General features: G+C 60.5%; 16 protein-coding genes. 11 read left to right on the top strand and 5 right to left on the bottom strand.

Going from position 1 to position 15,941, the window contains the following annotated elements; genetic code table 11:
- The 4 genes from prs to ACOYNB_RS10930 form a co-directional block, all read left to right on the top strand.
- A partial coding sequence (prs, locus tag ACOYNB_RS10945) for a ribose-phosphate diphosphokinase (protein WP_422839103.1) occupies nt 1-324 on the top strand: 324 nt, incomplete at its 5' end.
- 80 nt (nt 325-404) lie between these two features.
- Nucleotides 405-1,028, top strand: a complete 624-nt coding sequence (locus tag ACOYNB_RS10940; RefSeq protein ID WP_422839102.1) for a 50S ribosomal protein L25/general stress protein Ctc — start codon at nt 405-407, stop codon at nt 1,026-1,028.
- A gap of 103 nt (nt 1,029-1,131) precedes the next feature.
- Entirely contained in the window at nt 1,132-1,788 is a 657-nt protein-coding gene (gene pth / locus ACOYNB_RS10935; RefSeq protein ID WP_422839101.1) for an aminoacyl-tRNA hydrolase, read from the top strand.
- Between the two features lie 50 nt (nt 1,789-1,838).
- Nucleotides 1,839-2,315 (top strand): hypothetical protein, encoded by a 477-nt coding sequence (locus ACOYNB_RS10930; RefSeq protein ID WP_422839100.1) that lies wholly within the window; start codon nt 1,839-1,841, stop codon nt 2,313-2,315.
- A 5-nt stretch (nt 2,316-2,320) separates the two neighbouring features.
- Here the strand turns inward: ACOYNB_RS10930 and ACOYNB_RS10925 are convergent, their stop codons facing one another.
- The 3 genes from ACOYNB_RS10925 to rsmD all read right to left on the bottom strand — a co-directional run bounded on the left by ACOYNB_RS10925 (nt 2,321) and on the right by rsmD (nt 3,880).
- Entirely contained in the window at nt 2,321-2,590 is a 270-nt protein-coding gene (locus ACOYNB_RS10925; RefSeq protein WP_422839099.1) for a YfhL family 4Fe-4S dicluster ferredoxin, read from the bottom strand.
- A gap of 37 nt (nt 2,591-2,627) precedes the next feature.
- Entirely contained in the window at nt 2,628-3,143 is a 516-nt protein-coding gene (gene coaD, locus ACOYNB_RS10920) for a pantetheine-phosphate adenylyltransferase (protein ID WP_374258441.1), read from the bottom strand.
- A 65-nt stretch (nt 3,144-3,208) separates the two neighbouring features.
- The gene (gene rsmD / locus ACOYNB_RS10915; protein WP_422839098.1) at nt 3,209-3,880 is read right to left on the bottom strand and encodes a 16S rRNA (guanine(966)-N(2))-methyltransferase RsmD; all 672 of its coding nucleotides are present in this window, start codon (nt 3,878-3,880) and stop codon (nt 3,209-3,211) included.
- 53 nt (nt 3,881-3,933) lie between these two features.
- Between rsmD and ftsY the strand changes: the two genes are divergently transcribed.
- Complete coding sequence (ftsY, locus tag ACOYNB_RS10910) at nt 3,934-5,088, top strand: signal recognition particle-docking protein FtsY (RefSeq protein ID WP_422839097.1); 1,155 nt, start codon at nt 3,934-3,936, stop codon at nt 5,086-5,088.
- Nucleotides 5,089-5,096: 8 nt separating this feature from the next.
- Here the strand turns inward: ftsY and ACOYNB_RS10905 are convergent, their stop codons facing one another.
- Together ACOYNB_RS10905 and ffh are read right to left on the bottom strand one after the other, a co-directional pair.
- Entirely contained in the window at nt 5,097-5,984 is an 888-nt protein-coding gene (locus tag ACOYNB_RS10905) for a DUF2726 domain-containing protein (RefSeq protein WP_422839096.1), read from the bottom strand.
- A 185-nt stretch (nt 5,985-6,169) separates the two neighbouring features.
- A complete protein-coding gene (ffh, locus tag ACOYNB_RS10900; protein ID WP_422839095.1) occupies nt 6,170-7,552 on the bottom strand; it encodes a signal recognition particle protein in 1,383 nt (460 codons plus the stop codon).
- Nucleotides 7,553-7,768: 216 nt separating this feature from the next.
- Here ffh and ACOYNB_RS10895 point away from each other — a divergent pair, with 216 nt between their 5' ends.
- The 6 genes from ACOYNB_RS10895 to ACOYNB_RS10870 all read left to right on the top strand — a co-directional run bounded on the left by ACOYNB_RS10895 (nt 7,769) and on the right by ACOYNB_RS10870 (nt 15,802).
- Nucleotides 7,769-8,461, top strand: coding sequence for a cytochrome C assembly family protein (locus tag ACOYNB_RS10895; protein WP_422839094.1), 693 nt, complete (start codon nt 7,769-7,771; stop codon nt 8,459-8,461).
- 9 nt (nt 8,462-8,470) lie between these two features.
- Complete coding sequence (locus tag ACOYNB_RS10890; RefSeq protein WP_422839093.1) at nt 8,471-8,707, top strand: PP0621 family protein; 237 nt, start codon at nt 8,471-8,473, stop codon at nt 8,705-8,707.
- 60 nt (nt 8,708-8,767) lie between these two features.
- A complete protein-coding gene (locus ACOYNB_RS10885; protein WP_422839092.1) occupies nt 8,768-10,549 on the top strand; it encodes a sensor histidine kinase in 1,782 nt (593 codons plus the stop codon).
- Entirely contained in the window at nt 10,546-12,090 is a 1,545-nt protein-coding gene (locus tag ACOYNB_RS10880; RefSeq protein WP_422839091.1) for a sigma-54-dependent transcriptional regulator, read from the top strand. The genes ACOYNB_RS10885 and ACOYNB_RS10880 overlap by 4 nt, the downstream gene beginning before the upstream one ends.
- A complete protein-coding gene (gene ampD, locus ACOYNB_RS10875; protein WP_422839090.1) occupies nt 12,077-12,682 on the top strand; it encodes a 1,6-anhydro-N-acetylmuramyl-L-alanine amidase AmpD in 606 nt (201 codons plus the stop codon). The genes ACOYNB_RS10880 and ampD overlap by 14 nt, the downstream gene beginning before the upstream one ends.
- A 252-nt stretch (nt 12,683-12,934) precedes the next feature.
- Nucleotides 12,935-15,802, top strand: coding sequence for a ribonucleoside-diphosphate reductase subunit alpha (locus ACOYNB_RS10870; RefSeq protein ID WP_422839089.1), 2,868 nt, complete (start codon nt 12,935-12,937; stop codon nt 15,800-15,802).
- Nucleotides 15,803-15,941: the final 139 nt, after the last annotated feature.

Here is a 15,941-nt window from a genome sequence, read left to right as displayed (position 1 = left end):
CGCAACTGCGTGATCATGGACGACATGATCGACACCGCCGGCACCCTGGTGAAGGCCGCCGAAGTGCTGAAGGAACGTGGCGCCAAGAGCGTGTACGCCTACTGCACACACGCCGTGTTCTCGGGCCCTGCTATCGAGCGCATCAAGGCCTCCCACCTCGACGAAGTGGTGATCACCAACACGATCCCCCTGACCGAAGCGGCCAAGTCAACCCCCAAGATCCGTCAGTTGTCGACCGCTTTCCTGTTTGCCGAAACCATCCGTCGCATCACTGACGGTGAATCGGTGACCTCTCTCTTCTCGGAACAGAACAACAACTTCTGATCCGTCTTGCTGACCGGGTACAATGCCCGGTCTTTTTTCAAGCGCCTGGTCGCGGGCGCTATACCAACCTGGAGTTATCCATGAAATTCACCGCTTTCGAGCGCAATCTGCAGGGGACCGGAGCGAGCCGCCGCCTGCGCAACACTGGCAAGACCCCTGGCATCGTTTACGGCGCCGGAAAGCCTGCTGCCAACATCGAGCTGGACCACAATGCGCTGTACCACGCCATGCGCAAAGAGGCTTTCCACTCCTCCATCCTGGAAATGGACCTGAACGGCCAAGTCGAGAAGGTTCTGCTGCGCGACTACCAAGTCCACCCCTTCAAGAAGCTGGTGCTGCACGTTGACTTCCAACGTATCGACGCCACCACCAAGATCCACAAGAAGGTGCCTCTGCACTTCGTGAACGAAGCCGAGTCCACCGCTGTCAAGATCGACAAGTGCATCATCAACCACGTCGTGACCGAACTGGAAATCGAGTGCCTGGCTGAACAGCTGCCTGAGTTCCTGACCGTTGACCTGAGCAACGTCGTCAAGGGTCAATCGATCCACGTGGAAGACCTGAAGCTGGACAGCCACGTCAAGGTTCTGACCCATGGTCGCAAGAACCCCGTGATCGCCACCGTGGTCGAGCCCGTCGAGGAAGTCATCGCTGCACCTCAAGCTGCTGCCGAACCCGCCAAGGGCAAGAAGGGCAAGAAGTAATCTGCTTGCAGATGCTGCCCCAGAGTCGCAAGGCTCTGCGTCAAGCCCCGCTTCGGCGGGGCTTTTCTTTTGTGGGATCCACTCACGATAATCGCCAGCCATCATGATTCGACTCTTTGTCGGCCTGGGCAACCCTGGCCCCGAATACGAAGACACCCGCCACAACGCCGGCTTCTGGTACATCGACGATCTGGCGCGCAAGCTAGGCGTATACCTCCAGCCCGATCGCGCGTATCACGGGTTGGTTGCGCGCGCGAACACCGCACAAGGCCCGGTGTGGCTGCTACAGCCCCAGACCTACATGAACCTGTCCGGCAAGTCGGTGTCGGCACTGGCGCGCTTCTTCAAGATCAATCCTGAAGAGATTCTGGTCGTTCACGATGAACTCGACCTGCTCCCCGGCCAGGTCAAGCTCAAGAAGGGTGGCGGCCACGGTGGCCACAATGGCCTGCGCGACATCCACGCCCAGTTGGGCACCCCCGATTACTGGCGTTTGCGACTGGGCATCGGCCACCCTGGCGTCAAGCATGAGGTGGCCAACTATGTGTTACGCAAGCCGCCTCAAAGCGAACGCGAAGCCATCGTCAAATGCATTGATCTGGCCCTCACGGCCACCGAGCCCATGCTGCAGGGCGACTTGAACAAGGCCGTGGCGCTGGTTCACGCACAGCCCCAGCGCCCCAAGCCACCGCGCAAAGATCCGGCGTCGGGCAAGCCCGCCGCCACCGATACACCTGCATCGGACTCGCCCGCCTCATGAGGTGAGCCGACCTACAGGTGGTCAGCCATGACACAAAACAAGGAGGATTTATGGCTGCATCAACCTTACTTGGCAAGTTGCCAGTTCGTCTGGCCATGACGGCGCTACTGGCACTGAGCACCAGTTGTATCTGGGCTCAGACCAGCGCCACGCGCAGCTACGTGTGTCGCAACCCGCTAGATGGGCACGTGACGTACAGCCAAACGCCTTGCGCAGGTGATGTTTCAGCCAGCCAAGATTTCGCCGATCGACGCACGCCTGCTCAGCACACGCAGGCCGTTCATGCACGCAAAGCCGAACATGCGCTCGAGAAACAGCTTCGTCAGACGCAACACCGGGACGATCAGGGCGCTGTCTCACTGCCGGCCATGCCGCTGACTGTGGCAGCCGATCGCACGCATCCTCACAAGGCGAAAAGCACGCCACCCGCGTCATCGCTGCTCCCCCCTGCCAAGAGGCAGCCACGCCCGTTCACGGCCGTGATTCCCAAGGCCAACAAGGGCAGCCACACCTCCAGCCGCCGTTGAAGCAATCAGGCTTGCTGAACCTGCTTGGCCAACTGCTGCAGGTTCAAATACTTGCTCATGAGTTGCTCACGCGTTTCCGTGCGATCCGGGTCCACGGGAATGCACTCGACGGGGCAAACTTGCACGCACTGGGGTTCGTCAAAGTGCCCAACACACTCGGTGCACTTGTTGGGGTCGATGACGTAGATCGTCTCGCCCATCGAGATGGCCTGATTGGGACACTCGGGTTCGCACACATCACAGTTGATGCATTCTTCGGTGATCTTGAGTGCCACGGTCTTGTCCTGCTCTCTGTGTCATTGCTGCCAGGCTTCACGCCTGGCGTTGGGCCACACGGTCGTGCAAGCGCGCGAGCACGTTGGGCGCGACGAACTTGGAAACATCGCCACCCAACATGGCAATTTCACGCACAAATGTGCCCGACACGAACTGATACTGGTCCGACGGGGTCAGGAAAACCGTTTCCACATCGGGCATGAGTTGGCGATTCATGCCAGCCATCTGAAATTCATACTCAAAGTCGCTGACAGCTCGCAAGCCGCGCACCACCACTTTGCCACCTTGCGCCACCACGAAGTCGCGCAGCAAACCGGAAAAGGCCATCACTTCCACATTCGGATAGTCTGCCGCCAGCTCTCGGGCCATGGCCAGCCGCTCGTCCAGAGAAAACATCGTCTTCTTGTGGTGCCCTGCCGCCACAGCCAGGATCAAACGACCAAACAACTGGCTGGCACGACGCATCAAGTCGGCGTGCCCCAGTGTCATGGGGTCAAATGTGCCAGGGTAAACAGCGGTCAAAGGGGTAGACGAGCTCAATCGGGACTCCATTCAGCGGCGGGGCAGCGTCCGTCCAGGACGCAAGCGAGAGTTTACGGCGCCAGATTCACGATGCATCAGGCTGCGGCAACGGCCACGCGCTGAAAGAGGTGAAAGTGCACCATGCCGGCCTGCCCGTGTCGGTGCACGCGCAAGCCCAACTCTGCCAACAACTCAGGCTGATCCGCCATCGCGCGGGGCGCTTCCAGATAAATCCACCCCTGCTCCACCACACACGGCATGGCGGCACGCAAAGCATCCACAAACATGTCGTCGTCAAACGGCGGGTCCAGAAACACCAGATCAAATGCCTGCGCACGTGCAGGCTGGCGCATCCAGCTCAACGCATCTGCTTGCTGGACCTGAACCTGCGCGGCTTTCAATCGGGTGACCACAGTTTTGAGCGAATGCGCCAATTGGGGATCTCGCTCGATCAGGCTCACCTCCGCAGCCCCCCTTGAGGCCGCTTCCAGGCCCAGGGCGCCCGATCCGGCAAAGGCATCCAGTACACGCCAACCCGACAAATCCTGGCCCAACCAGTTGAACAAGGTTTCTCGCACGCGGCTGGGCGTCGGACGCAGGCCGGCCGACACCGGCACGGGCAACGGCGTGCGCTTCCACTGCCCGCCCAGAATCCGAACCTCTTGGGCAGCGGTGCGCGCCACAGACTGTGCAGCTTTGATTTGGCCAGCCTTGCCGCTGTCAGCAGCGGCGGCGGTCGAGCGAGAAGATGGATTGCGACGCGTCATGGTTACCTGCCAAAACGCGCATTGTAGAAACCCTGCCCTCTACAATGTCAGCCATGTTCAGTTTCATCAAGAAAAAGCTGGGATGGGGTGCCAAGTCGGACGAGCAAGCCGATGTGCCCGCACCTTCGTCTGACAGCTCGGAAGCCGCCGCTGCCGCGCCCGCTTCCACGCCACCTGCTACTAACCCGGTCGTCGCCAACGAGGTCGAGCCTGAGGCAAGCCTCGCCCCTGTGGCTGCATCGGTCATTGCCGAAGCACCCGCCGAACCGGAGGCAGCACCTGCCCCCGCCGTTGAACGCCGTTCCTGGCTGGACAAACTGCGCGCAGGCCTGCGCAAGACGGGCTCCAGCATCGCTCAGGTGTTCACGGGCACACAGATCGATGACGCCTTGTACGAGGAGCTGGAAAGCGCCTTGCTGATGGCCGATGCGGGTGTGGCAGCCACCGAATACCTACTGGACGACCTCAAGCGCCGGGTGAAAGAGACCAAAGCGACCGCGCCCGAGCAAGTCAAGCATCTGCTGATCGACTCGATCACCGAGTTGCTGACACCGCTGGAGCAATCGCTGGCTGTCGGGCAACACACGCCAACCGTCATCATGGTGGCTGGCGTCAATGGCGCCGGCAAAACCACGACCATTGGCAAACTGACACGCCATCTGGCCGATGCCGAGCAGAAAGTGCTGCTGGCTGCTGCCGACACCTTCCGTGCTGCCGCACGTGAGCAGTTGTCGGTCTGGGCTGACCGCAACCACGTGGAGATCGTCAGCCAGGAAGGTGGCGACCCCGCTGCGGTGACGTTTGACGCTGTTCAGGCAGGTCGCGCACGCAACTGTGATGTGGTGATCGCTGACACCGCCGGACGCCTGGCCACGCAACTCCACCTGATGGAAGAGTTGCGCAAGATCAAGCGCGTGATCGGCAAAGCCATGGACACCGCGCCGCACGAAGTGCTGCTGGTGGTTGACGGCAACACGGGTCAGAACGCGCTGTCGCAGGTCAAGGCTTTTGACGATGCGCTGGGCCTGACCGGCCTGATCGTGACCAAGCTGGATGGCACCGCCAAGGGTGGTGTGCTGGCCGCAATCGCCTTGTGGTCACGCGAGCGCCACAAGTCTGTGCCGGTGTACTTCATCGGAGTGGGCGAAAAGCTCGAAGACCTGCAAACTTTCAAGGCGCGCGAGTTCGCACAGGCCTTGCTGGCCTGATCGGGCACTCAGTGATGACGGGCCGGTGTCTCGTCCAGCGGTGACGGACTGGTCGTGTCAAGGTCATCAAACCACGTGGATGGTGGTGGATCTTTGCGATTGATCTCGTCGTCGTCCTCGTCTTCTGCCCGAGCAGAACGACCCGCCAACTCATCCAGGTTGAAGTCAACAGGCGTTGACTCCTTCACCGACATGCCATGCATGCTGCCACCTGTTTGCATGGCAGCCACCACGGCGGCGGCCTCTGCATCGCGGCGGGCCATGTTGAGGTCGCCAATGCTGGTGCGCCCCGTGCTTGCTGCGGCCCCCAAAATGGCTTCGCGAGCCACCACGGCTCCCGGCAGAGCCCCCTCCAGCCAGACATGCACGGGAATGCGTGCTGCCGTGAGCACGCGATCCATGCGGGCATGACGACGCTGACTGCGCTCCTTCTCTTTGGATGCGGGTTGTCGCACCTCAATGACAGCAATGACTTGCGACGAAATGTCGCACACCACCAAATCCGCACACAGCGAACCGGCACGGCGCAACCACTCGCTGTACGAGTTGCGGGTGGGCACTTTCACGAATCGCGCCAAAGGCACCTGCGCCAAGATGATGTGCTCTGGCAGGGCTTTGCGCAAAATGGCATAAGCCTCGCGCTCAGGCACCGTCAACACACGGGTGGCAACCGGCTCCCAATCGACCACGGTATCCAGGTTGTCATACGTGGCCGCATGCTTTTTGCCCGACCGAGCCTTGATGTCCGCTTTTTCTGATTTGCTGCGCTCACCACCGTCCGGGCGACTGCCCGAGGCCCCGTGAACGAGCTTGCGTCGGTACAACCACACGCCTGCAACGCCCAGTGAACCCAGTCCACCAGCCACCACAGGCCACATTGAGACCATATCGATCATGCCGCGTTTCCCTATGACTTCCAGGATGGCGGGACACAACACCCTGCCTCCTCGTTATTGTCGGCACGCTGACGACCGGATAAAGGCTCTGGTCGCACATGCAAACATCATTCACATACGCTAACAGTCACTTCAGCCTGATGCAATCAGGTTTACATGGCGGCTTTTGATGACACGCCGTCGGCTTACCGTCCCATACCGGGGAAGCCCCCTTTGAGTCCGCCCATGCGCTTCATCATCTTGAAGAGCCCGCCGCCACGCATCTTCTTCATCATGGTCTGCATCTGCTCGAACTGGTTGAGCAAACGGTTGACATCCTGAATCTGCACGCCAGCCCCTTGAGCAATGCGGCGCTTGCGGCTGGCCTTGGTCTTGCCATCCATCAGCAAAGCAGGCTGACGGCGCTCCTTGGCCGACATCGCATTGATGATGCCTTCCATGCGGCGCACATCACGCTCGGCCTTATCCATGTCTGCCTGACCGGCTTTGGCGGCGATTTCGGTGGGGAGCTTGTCGATCAGACCTGACAGGCCACCCATCTTCTTCATCTGGCTGATTTGAGACAGGAAGTCATTGAAGTCGAAGTCCACGCCTGACTTGACTTTCTCGGCCAGCTTTTGGGCGGCCTCCATGTCAACGCCCTTCTGGACTTCTTCCACCAGCGCAACGATGTCGCCCATGCCCAGCACGCGGCCCGCATGGCGATCGGCATCGAACACTTCCAGACCGTCAATCTTTTCGGAGACGCCGGCGAACTTGATCGGCACGCCCGTCACTTGACGCACCGACAGCGCCGCACCACCGCGCGAGTCACCATCCAGCTTGGTCAAGACCACACCGGTCAACGGCAATGCGTCCTTGAACGCCTTGGCGGTGTTGACGGCATCCTGACCCTGCATGGCGTCGACCACAAACAGGGTTTCAACCGGATTGAGTTGCGCGTGCAAGGCCTTGATTTCGGCCATCAGGGCTTCATCAATGGCCAGTCGGCCGGCCGTATCGACCAGCAGCACGTCAAAGTAGTGGCGGCGGGCATAGTCCACCGCTGCGGCAGCGATGTCGGCCGGCTTCTGATTGGGTTCGGACGGGAACCATTCCGCCCCGGCCTGACCGGTCACGGTTTTGAGCTGTTCGATGGCCGCAGGACGATAGACGTCGGCAGACACCGTCAGCACCTTTTTCTTGCGCTTTTCGATCAGGTGCTTGGCCAGCTTGGCGGTGGTGGTCGTTTTACCTGCCCCCTGCAAACCAGCCATCAGGATGATGGCGGGCGGCTGTGTGGCCAGATTGATGTCGGCAATGCCCTCGCCCATGGTGGCGGCGAGTTCTTTTTGCACGATGCTGACCAGCACCTGCCCTGGTGTCAGCGAGGCGACGACTTCCTGTCCCAGTGCCTTGTCTTTGACGCGAGCGATGAAATCACGGACAACGGGCAACGCCACGTCGGCCTCCAGCAAGGCCATGCGGACCTCACGCAACATGTCTTGCACGTTGGTTTCGGTGATGCGGGCCTGACCGCGCATGGTCTTGACCAGGCGACTCAGTCGTTCAGTGAGGTTGGATGCCATGAAATCGCTGCTTTGTGCTCTTAAACTTGAAGGATGATTTTATCGCCCGCCTCGTCCCTGCCCTTCGCATTCTGGCCCAGTGCGGTAGCCATCGTTGCTTACTTGCTCGGGAGCGGTCTGCCTTCTCGACCTCAGTCAGACCATCCAGCGGCCTCAACGCCCCTTCCGGATCGCCGGATCTGGGCCTTGCTTGCGTTGGGCTGGCTGACTCAAGGAGTGGCTATTGTCCTCGACACGCTCATCATTGACGGGCAATTGGCAGGGGCGCGATTTGGCTTTGCGCCTGCGCTGTCCGTCACATCATGGCTGGTGATCGCAGTTTACGCACTGGAAAGTCACCGTCTGGAATTGCCCAGCGTGCGCCGTTTGCTAACCCTGCTGGCCGCCATCACCGTGGCCTTGGCATGGATTTACCCGGGCCGTCCCTACCCACTGGTCAATCAATCCAACTGGTTGCCCCTGCATTGGCTGTTGGGTTTTGCGTCTTATGGCCTGTTTGGCGCGGCACTGCTGCACGCAGCTTTGCTGCGGCACGCTGAGCGACAAATGCGCGCCAACTCAGGTGCATCCGGACAAATTCCGGCACCGGTACGCGGGCAAGCGCTGGGCATGCCCTTGCTGCGACTGGAACGACTGACGCTGAAGTTTGTGTCCGCAGGGTTCGTGATGCTGACGCTGACGTTGGCACTCGGCTTTTGGTTGACCACCCCATGGCATTGGGATCACAAGAGTGTGTTCTCCGTATTGGCTTGGGGCGTGTTTGCAACCTTGCTGGTGGGACGGGCACGATTCGGTTGGCGAGGGCGACAGGCTGTGGGCTGGCTGATTGCAGGGTCCACCTTGCTCCTGTTGGGCTATGTGGGATCTCGCTTCGTGCTGGAAGTGATTCTGCAGCGCGGCACTCACTGAGCAGAGACGATGCTGAAGTTTCTGATTCTGCTCGGCCTGATCATTTGGCTGTACCACTCCCCAGCAGTCCAAAAGGTGCTGGGCAAACAGGTAAGGCCAAGCGCCAAGCCGCACACACACGAAACCGAGCAGATGCTGCGTTGCGCACACTGCGACGTGCATCTACCTGCCTCGGAAGCGCACCGGGATGGCGAAGGCCGACCCTATTGCTCCAAGGAACACCTTGCTTCCGGCCCGGGCCATTGAGCCCGACCCCACCACAGATCTGTCGTGCCCAAGTCCAAACGCCCTATCGACACTCCGAGCATGCTCGACGACGCGCAAAGCGGGCTGTCCTGGTTTGGCACATTGGATGACAGTGTCTTGCAAGACACGGCGACATCAGACACAACGCCACCGGACACCAATGTCGGGGCTGGCACTTTTTTGCGAACCTACCGGGCGTTCCTGAGCGCCCGTGCCCTGCTCGCCATCGTGATGCTGCTATTGCTGGCTGGCAATTGGCTGATCGGTAACCGAACGTCTGCCTGGGTCCCCGTGACCCTGGTTTATGCCGCCACCACGCTGCTGCTGTGGCTATGGCCCTCACAACGCAAGCTACGTCACCCCAGACAGCGCAAACTGAGCAAACGCCAGGCATTGTCCACCGTCGGGTTGGACCTGCTGTTTTTCTCCGTGCTGCAATACGTCACGATCAGCAACGTCAACACGACGGCGTTGCTCGTCTTGCCGGTTCTCATGGCTGGCATTTTGTTGCCACGTCTGGTGTCTTTGGGTGTGGCTGCGGCCGCCACCATCAACCTGCTTGCAGAAGCGTGGGTTCAGTCGACGGATCTGAGTTCGCTGACGTCGATGCTGACGCAAACCGGCTTGACAGGCTTCGGTCTGTTCGCCATTGCGGCACTGTCCAGCGAACTGTCCTCGCGCCTGGCCAACGAGGAGCGATCGGCACGCGGCAGCATGGAGCTCGCCAGACAACAAGCCCAACTCAACCGACTCGTGATTGAGGAGATGAGTGAAGGGGTGCTGGTGCTGGATCGCCAGGGGTGTGTGCGAACAGCCAACCCTGCTGCTCGACGCCTTCTCTCGTCTCATGCACAGACTTCAGCGCCGCCTTTCCAGCTGCGCGGCGTTCCCGCCTGGATCCCGTTGGTTCAAGCAATCGAGCAGGCCATGGCATCTCCGGTTCAAGGGGAGCGTGGACAAGAGTTGCAGCTTCTGTTTGACGATCAGACCACACGGGATCTACGCATTCGAACCCGCTTCACCCGCAACCAGTCCAGCCGCAGCGCAGAAGACATGTGCGTGGTCTGGCTGGAAGACCTTCGCCTGGTACGTGCCCGCCAGCGACAGGACAAACTGGCGGCCATGGGTCGCATGTCTGCGGGCATTGCTCACGAAATCCGCAACCCCTTGGCGGCCATTGCCCAAGCGAATGCTTTGCTTGCCGAAGACGCCACGGACCCCACCCAGGTGCGCCTGACCACCATGGTCAAGGACAACGTCAATCGTCTGAAGCACATCGTTGATGACATCCTGGCCGTTTCGCCAGGGGCCAGGCCCCCTGCTCCCGTCATCGACCTGATCGCCACCACCGAGCAAATCTGCCTGGATTGGTGCAGAACGCAAGGACTGCCAGCCAGTACAGAAGGCGTCCTCCACATGGATGTCTGCGCAGACCGGCCGCCCGGAGAAGGCGCCATCTCCGTCAGATTTGAGCCAGAACACCTGCAACGGGTTCTGATCAACCTGCTCGACAATGCCTTGCGACATGGCAGCCAAGCCCCGGGCGCGATTGAGGCCCGCATTCAGTACATGCCGGCGGCGATTGGGCATGGCCTGGTCGTGCTATCCATCTCCAGTGATGGCGATCCCATCACCGCCGAAACCGAACGATCTCTGTTTGAACCGTTCTTCTCGACACGAAGCCGAGGATCCGGTCTGGGCTTGTATATTTCTCGAGAACTTTGCGAACGCCACGGCGCCAACATCGACTACAGGTTGCACCCGCCCCCCCTGCGACATCGCAACGAATTCTTCATCACGATGCCCATCGAGTCGAACAGCTGCAGCCTCCCATCCGCATGAGCGCCCCCCATCAACATCGCCTCTTGGTCGTCGACGACGAGCCGGATCTCCGTACGTTGTATGAACTCACGCTCCTGCGCGAGGGTTATGACATCGACACTGCAGGCTGCGTCGACGACGCGCTACTGCTGCTTCAGGACCACACCTACAGTTTGGTCATCACCGACATGCGATTGCCTGACGGCACAGGACTGGATCTCATCCGCAAGCTGGAAGCCGACAGACGATCGGAGCGATCCATCGTCATCACGGCCTACGGCTCTGCAGAAAACGCTGTCAGCGCATTGAAGGCCGGCGCGTACGACTACCTCACCAAGCCGGTCGACCTCAAGCAGTTCCGGCAGGTGGTGGCCTCGGCATTGGCGCAACCGCAACTCCCGGCACCCGCCCCCGCCGCAATCAGCCACACGCAGCCCACGACAGAGGCCACACCCCAGTCCGCGCAACTGTCTGCCAGCGGTCAGGCTTCCAGCGCGCTGGCCCGATTGGTGGGCACCAGCCAGGCCATGCAGCAAGTGCGCATCCTCATCGACAAGGTGGCGCGCAGCATGGCCCCCGTCTTGATTTGGGGCGAATCGGGCACTGGCAAGGAATTGGCCGCACGCGCTATTCATGACGTCAGCAGCCGGGCATCCAAGCCGTTTATCGCGGTGAACTGTGGCGCCATTCCTGAGCAATTGCTTGAGGCCGAATTCTTTGGCTATCGCAAGGGATCGTTCACAGGTGCGAACGAAGACCGTGACGGCTTCTTCCAGGCCGCGCACGGCGGAACACTGTTTCTGGACGAGATCGGTGACTTGCCGCTCCCGATGCAATCCAAACTGCTACGCGCCATTCAGGAGCGAGCCGTCCGCGCGGTGGGCGCCACCAACGAAATTCATGTCGATGTGCGCGTGGTGAGCGCCACCCACAAAGACCTTCAGTCGGAGGTGCAAGCTGGCCGATTCCGCCAGGACTTGTACTACCGACTCAACGTCATTCAAATCACGTTGCCATCGCTACGTGATCGGAAAGAAGACTTGCCGCAGCTATGTCAGCGTATTCTGGATCGCATCTCTCATGAGGCCGGGATGGATGTACCGGCCACATTGAGTGCGAACGCATTGAGTGCGCTGACCCATCACGCCTTCGACGGCAACGTCCGGGAGTTGGAAAACCTGTTGCACCGCGCCGTGGCACTGTCCAATCACAACACACTGGAGGCCGAGGACCTTGGGTTGCCGACGCAGCCAGCCGCCGTGGCAGCCGAATCCACATCAAACATTCCTGCTGCCGTAACGACCGCCGATGTCACGCCAACGCACACAGAGCCCGCTACAGCAACACTTCCTTCTGACCTGGCCTCCCATCTGGACCGGATTGAGCGCGACATCCTGATTCGTGCGCTTGAAAAGCATCGGCTTAATCGAACAGCAGCGGGCGCAAGCTTGGGCTTGTCACTGCGCCAGATGCGCTACCGCATGGCCAGACTTGGTGTCAACGTTGGCCCTGATGGCGTGACCATCGGCGAACGATTCGATCTCGACCATGACTGCGAATGACGCCACATTGCCCGGTGCCAGTCTGTGGGACCACGGCTGGTTGACGACCGTCCGCTCATCACCATCCCCCAACTTTGGCCCGCGTCCGTCAGGGACGGCCATCTCATTGGCCGTCATCCATTCCATCAGCCTTCCGCCGGGCCAGTATGGTGGCCCGGAGATCGAGCAGCTCTTCACCAATCAACTCGACTGGTCTGCACACCCCTACTTCGAACAGATTCGGGGACTGGAGGTGTCGGCGCACTTCGTCATCAGACGCTGCGGTGAAGTGGTCCAGTTTGTGTCCGTGCTGGACCGCGCATGGCACGCTGGACGCTCCAGCTGGCAAGGCAAGGACAACTGCAACGATTACTCGGTGGGTATTGAGCTGGAGGGGCTGGAGAACCACCCCTTCGAGCCTGCGCAATATGACGCGCTGGCTACCCTGCTGCGCCATCTGCAAGCGCAGTTCCCGATCACGCAGGTCGCCGGACATGAGCACATCGCCCCCGGCCGCAAACAAGATCCGGGAAAGGCCTTTGACTGGACCAAATTGCAGACCATGACTGCTTGGGAAAGCAGCATGTTTCCACCTGCGACAACCCACGCCTGAAGCAGATCCCCTCTAGGGAAACGATGCGTACACGAAGCCCATTTGAGGGTCTTTCCTGATAGACAGTACTGTACCGCATAAAAAGAACCCACAGCGGACAAAACACTACTGGTAGCGCTTGCGGACACAAAAAACACCAGATATAGTGCCAATCGGAACGAGACGCCACCAGGCCGCCACTCGTTTCTGACCGTACATCGCGTGCCCGACCAAGCCGACTTGTGTCCAGCGGCACGCTCTCAAGGGAAGCACATGCAAACATCCACGTCCAGCACCGCCTCTTTGTCCGTTCAGCCTGCGCAAGGCCCGGTGGAATCGAGCCAAGAGGCTCGTCAGTCGGCCTACTCGGCTTATCACATCATCCGCCGCAATGGCTCGGTCGTGGCGTTTGAGCCCAGCAAGATCGCTGTGGCCATGATGAAGGCCTTCCTGGCTGTACACGGCACGCAAAGCGCCGCTTCGGCCAGCGTGCGTGAAACCGTCGATGGACTGACCGAAGCCGTGGTGCGTGGCCTGCTGCGCTCGCGCCCAAGCGGTGGCACTTTCCACATTGAAGACGTTCAAGATCAGGTCGAACTCGCGCTGATGCGTGGCGGCCACCATGAAATCGCCCGCGCTTATGTGCTGTATCGCGAAAGCCGCGCACAGCAACGCGCCAAGCAAGCTGCCGAGCAACAAGCCGCAGCCTTGCCCACCCTGCACGTCATGGACCGTGGTCAGCGCGTGCCGCTGGACCTGGGCGCACTGCAAGCCCTCATCGAGTCGGCCTGCGCTGGCTTGGGTGACGACGTTCAAGCCACCCCCATCCTGGCTGAAACCCAGCGCAACCTGTATGACGGCGTGTCGATTGACGAGGTCTACAAAGCCGCCATCCTGGCTGCCCGCACCCGCATCGAGCACGATCCCGCCTACACACGCGCCACCGCTCGCCTGCTGCTGCACACCATCCGCCGCGAAATCCTGGGCGAAGAGGTGATCCATGCCGAGATGGCCACCCGCTATGCCGATTACTTCCCGCAGTTCATCAAGCGCGGCATTGAAGCCGAGTTGCTGGATGACAAACTGGGGCAGTTCGACGTGGCCCGTTTGGGCGCTGCACTCAAGCATGAGCGGGATCTGAACTTTGACTACCTCGGTCTGCAAACGCTGTACGACCGCTACTTCCTGCACCACAACGGCGTGCGCATTGAATTGCCGCAAGCGTTCTTCATGCGCGTCGCCATGGGCCTGGCGCTGAACGAAATCGACCGCGAAGCCCGTGCCATCGAGTTCTACGAACTGCTGTCGTCCTTCGACTTCATGTCGTCCACCCCGACACTGTTCAACGCCGGTACACGCCGCTCGCAGCTGTCGTCGTGCTACCTGACCACGGTGCCCGATGACCTCGACGGCATCTACGAAGCCATCAAGGAAAACGCCCTGCTGTCCAAGTTTGCGGGCGGTCTCGGCAACGACTGGACCCCGGTGCGCGCCCTGGGTGCGCACATCAAGGGCACCAACGGCAAGTCACAAGGCGTCGTGCCGTTCCTGAAGGTCGTCAACGACACGGCCGTGGCCGTCAACCAGGGCGGTAAGCGCAAGGGTGCAGTCTGCGCCTATCTGGAATCGTGGCACTTGGATGTCGAAGAGTTCCTGGAGCTGCGCAAGAACACTGGGGACGATCGCCGTCGTACCCACGACATGAACACGGCCAACTGGATCCCCGACCTGTTCATGAAGCGCGTGATGGAAGGTGGCGACTGGACCCTGTTCTCGCCTTCGTCCTGCCCCGATCTGCACGACAAGTTCGGCTTGGCTTTCGAAGAGGCCTATACCGCCTATGAAGCCAAGGCCGATCGCGGTGAACTCAAGCCCTTCAAGCGAATCAAGGCCGTGGACCTGTGGCGCAAGATGCTGACGATGCTGTTCGAAACCGGCCACCCCTGGATCACCTTCAAGGATCCTTGCAACGTGCGCTCGCCCCAGCAGCACGTCGGGGTCGTGCACTCGTCCAACCTGTGCACGGAAATCACCCTGAACACCAATGACAGCGAGATCGCCGTGTGCAACCTCGGCTCGGTCAACCTGTCGCAACATCTCAAGGACGGCGGCATCGACCACGACAAGCTGCGCAAGACGGTTCGCACGGCCATGCGCATGCTCGACAACGTGATCGACATCAACTACTACGCGGTCAAGAAGGCACGTGACTCGAACCTGCGTCACCGCCCCGTTGGCTTGGGCCTGATGGCCTTCCAGGATGCGCTGTATCAACTGCGCGTGCCCTACGCCAGCCAGGAAGCCGTCGAGTTTGCCGATCGCTCGACCGAAGCCCTGTGCTACTACGCCTATTGGGCATCGACCGAACTGGCCGAAGAGCGCGGTCGCTACAGCAGTTATCGCGGTTCGCTGTGGGACCGCGGCATCCTGCCCATCGATTCGGTGAAGTTGCTGGCCGAACAGCGTGGTGGTTACGTCGAGGTTGATCAATCCGTGACCATGGATTGGGACGCTCTGCGTGCCCGCGTGACGCAACACGGCATGCGCAACTCCAACTGCGTGGCCATCGCGCCCACTGCTACCATTTCCAACATCATTGGTGTGGACGCTTCGATCGAACCTTGCTTCGGCAACCTGTCGGTCAAGTCCAACCTGTCCGGCGAGTTCACCGTGGTCAACGAGTACCTGGTGCGCGACCTGAAGAAGTTGGGCTTGTGGGACGACGTGATGATCATGGATCTCAAGCACTTCGATGGCTCGCTGCGTCGCATCGATCGTGTGCCAGAAGACCTCAAGAGCCTCTACGCAACGGCCTTCGAAGTCGAGCCCGTGTGGTTGGTGGAAGCGGCTTCGCGTCGCCAGAAGTGGATCGACCAAGCCCAGTCCCTCAACATCTACATGGCCGGCGCATCGGGCAAGAAGCTCGATGAAACCTACAAGCTGGCGTGGATCCGCGGCCTGAAAACGACCTACTACCTGCGCACCATTGGCGCCACCCATGCCGAGAAGTCCACGATCTCGCGCGGCCAACTCAATGCGGTGTCCAACAACGTCACCACACCCGTTGAAGCGCAAGCCGAACCCGCCACCGACGTGAAGTTCTGCTCCATCGACAACCCTGACTGCGAAGCCTGTCAATAAGACTTCTGCAGTCGATCATGCGGTGAGCCTCAAGGCTTCTCAAGCACGCCTGACTGCTTGAGGCCTTGTGGCCACGCACGTCGAAAACGCCCATCTTTTCGCACCGCTCGACCACTTTCGATGTTGGCTTGCAACAAGC

Origin of the sequence: Aquabacterium sp. (assembly GCF_049317225.1) — a bacterium.
Lineage (GTDB): Bacteria > Pseudomonadota > Gammaproteobacteria > Burkholderiales > Burkholderiaceae_C > Aquabacterium.
Note: the sequence above shows the minus strand (reverse complement) of the source record. Positions and strands in the feature narration are given on the sequence as shown.

What these genes read in the sequence shown, in the direction of transcription:
- ACOYNB_RS10940 (WP_422839102.1), top strand. Translation starts at nt 405, where the DNA reads ATGAAATTCACCGCTTTCGAGCGCAATCTGCAGGGGACCGGAGCGAGC.
- pth (WP_422839101.1), top strand. Translation starts at nt 1,132, where the DNA reads ATGATTCGACTCTTTGTCGGCCTGGGCAACCCTGGCCCCGAATACGAA.
- ACOYNB_RS10930 (WP_422839100.1), top strand. Translation starts at nt 1,839, where the DNA reads ATGGCTGCATCAACCTTACTTGGCAAGTTGCCAGTTCGTCTGGCCATG.
- coaD (WP_374258441.1), bottom strand. Translation starts at nt 3,143, where the DNA reads ATGGAGTCCCGATTGAGCTCGTCTACCCCTTTGACCGCTGTTTACCCT.
- rsmD (WP_422839098.1), bottom strand. Translation starts at nt 3,880, where the DNA reads ATGACGCGTCGCAATCCATCTTCTCGCTCGACCGCCGCCGCTGCTGAC.
- ftsY (WP_422839097.1), top strand. Translation starts at nt 3,934, where the DNA reads ATGTTCAGTTTCATCAAGAAAAAGCTGGGATGGGGTGCCAAGTCGGAC.
- ACOYNB_RS10905 (WP_422839096.1), bottom strand. Translation starts at nt 5,984, where the DNA reads ATGATCGATATGGTCTCAATGTGGCCTGTGGTGGCTGGTGGACTGGGT.
- ffh (WP_422839095.1), bottom strand. Translation starts at nt 7,552, where the DNA reads ATGGCATCCAACCTCACTGAACGACTGAGTCGCCTGGTCAAGACCATG.
- ACOYNB_RS10890 (WP_422839093.1), top strand. Translation starts at nt 8,471, where the DNA reads ATGCTGAAGTTTCTGATTCTGCTCGGCCTGATCATTTGGCTGTACCAC.
- ACOYNB_RS10885 (WP_422839092.1), top strand. Translation starts at nt 8,768, where the DNA reads ATGCTCGACGACGCGCAAAGCGGGCTGTCCTGGTTTGGCACATTGGAT.
- ACOYNB_RS10880 (WP_422839091.1), top strand. Translation starts at nt 10,546, where the DNA reads ATGAGCGCCCCCCATCAACATCGCCTCTTGGTCGTCGACGACGAGCCG.
- ampD (WP_422839090.1), top strand. Translation starts at nt 12,077, where the DNA reads ATGACTGCGAATGACGCCACATTGCCCGGTGCCAGTCTGTGGGACCAC.
- ACOYNB_RS10870 (WP_422839089.1), top strand. Translation starts at nt 12,935, where the DNA reads ATGCAAACATCCACGTCCAGCACCGCCTCTTTGTCCGTTCAGCCTGCG.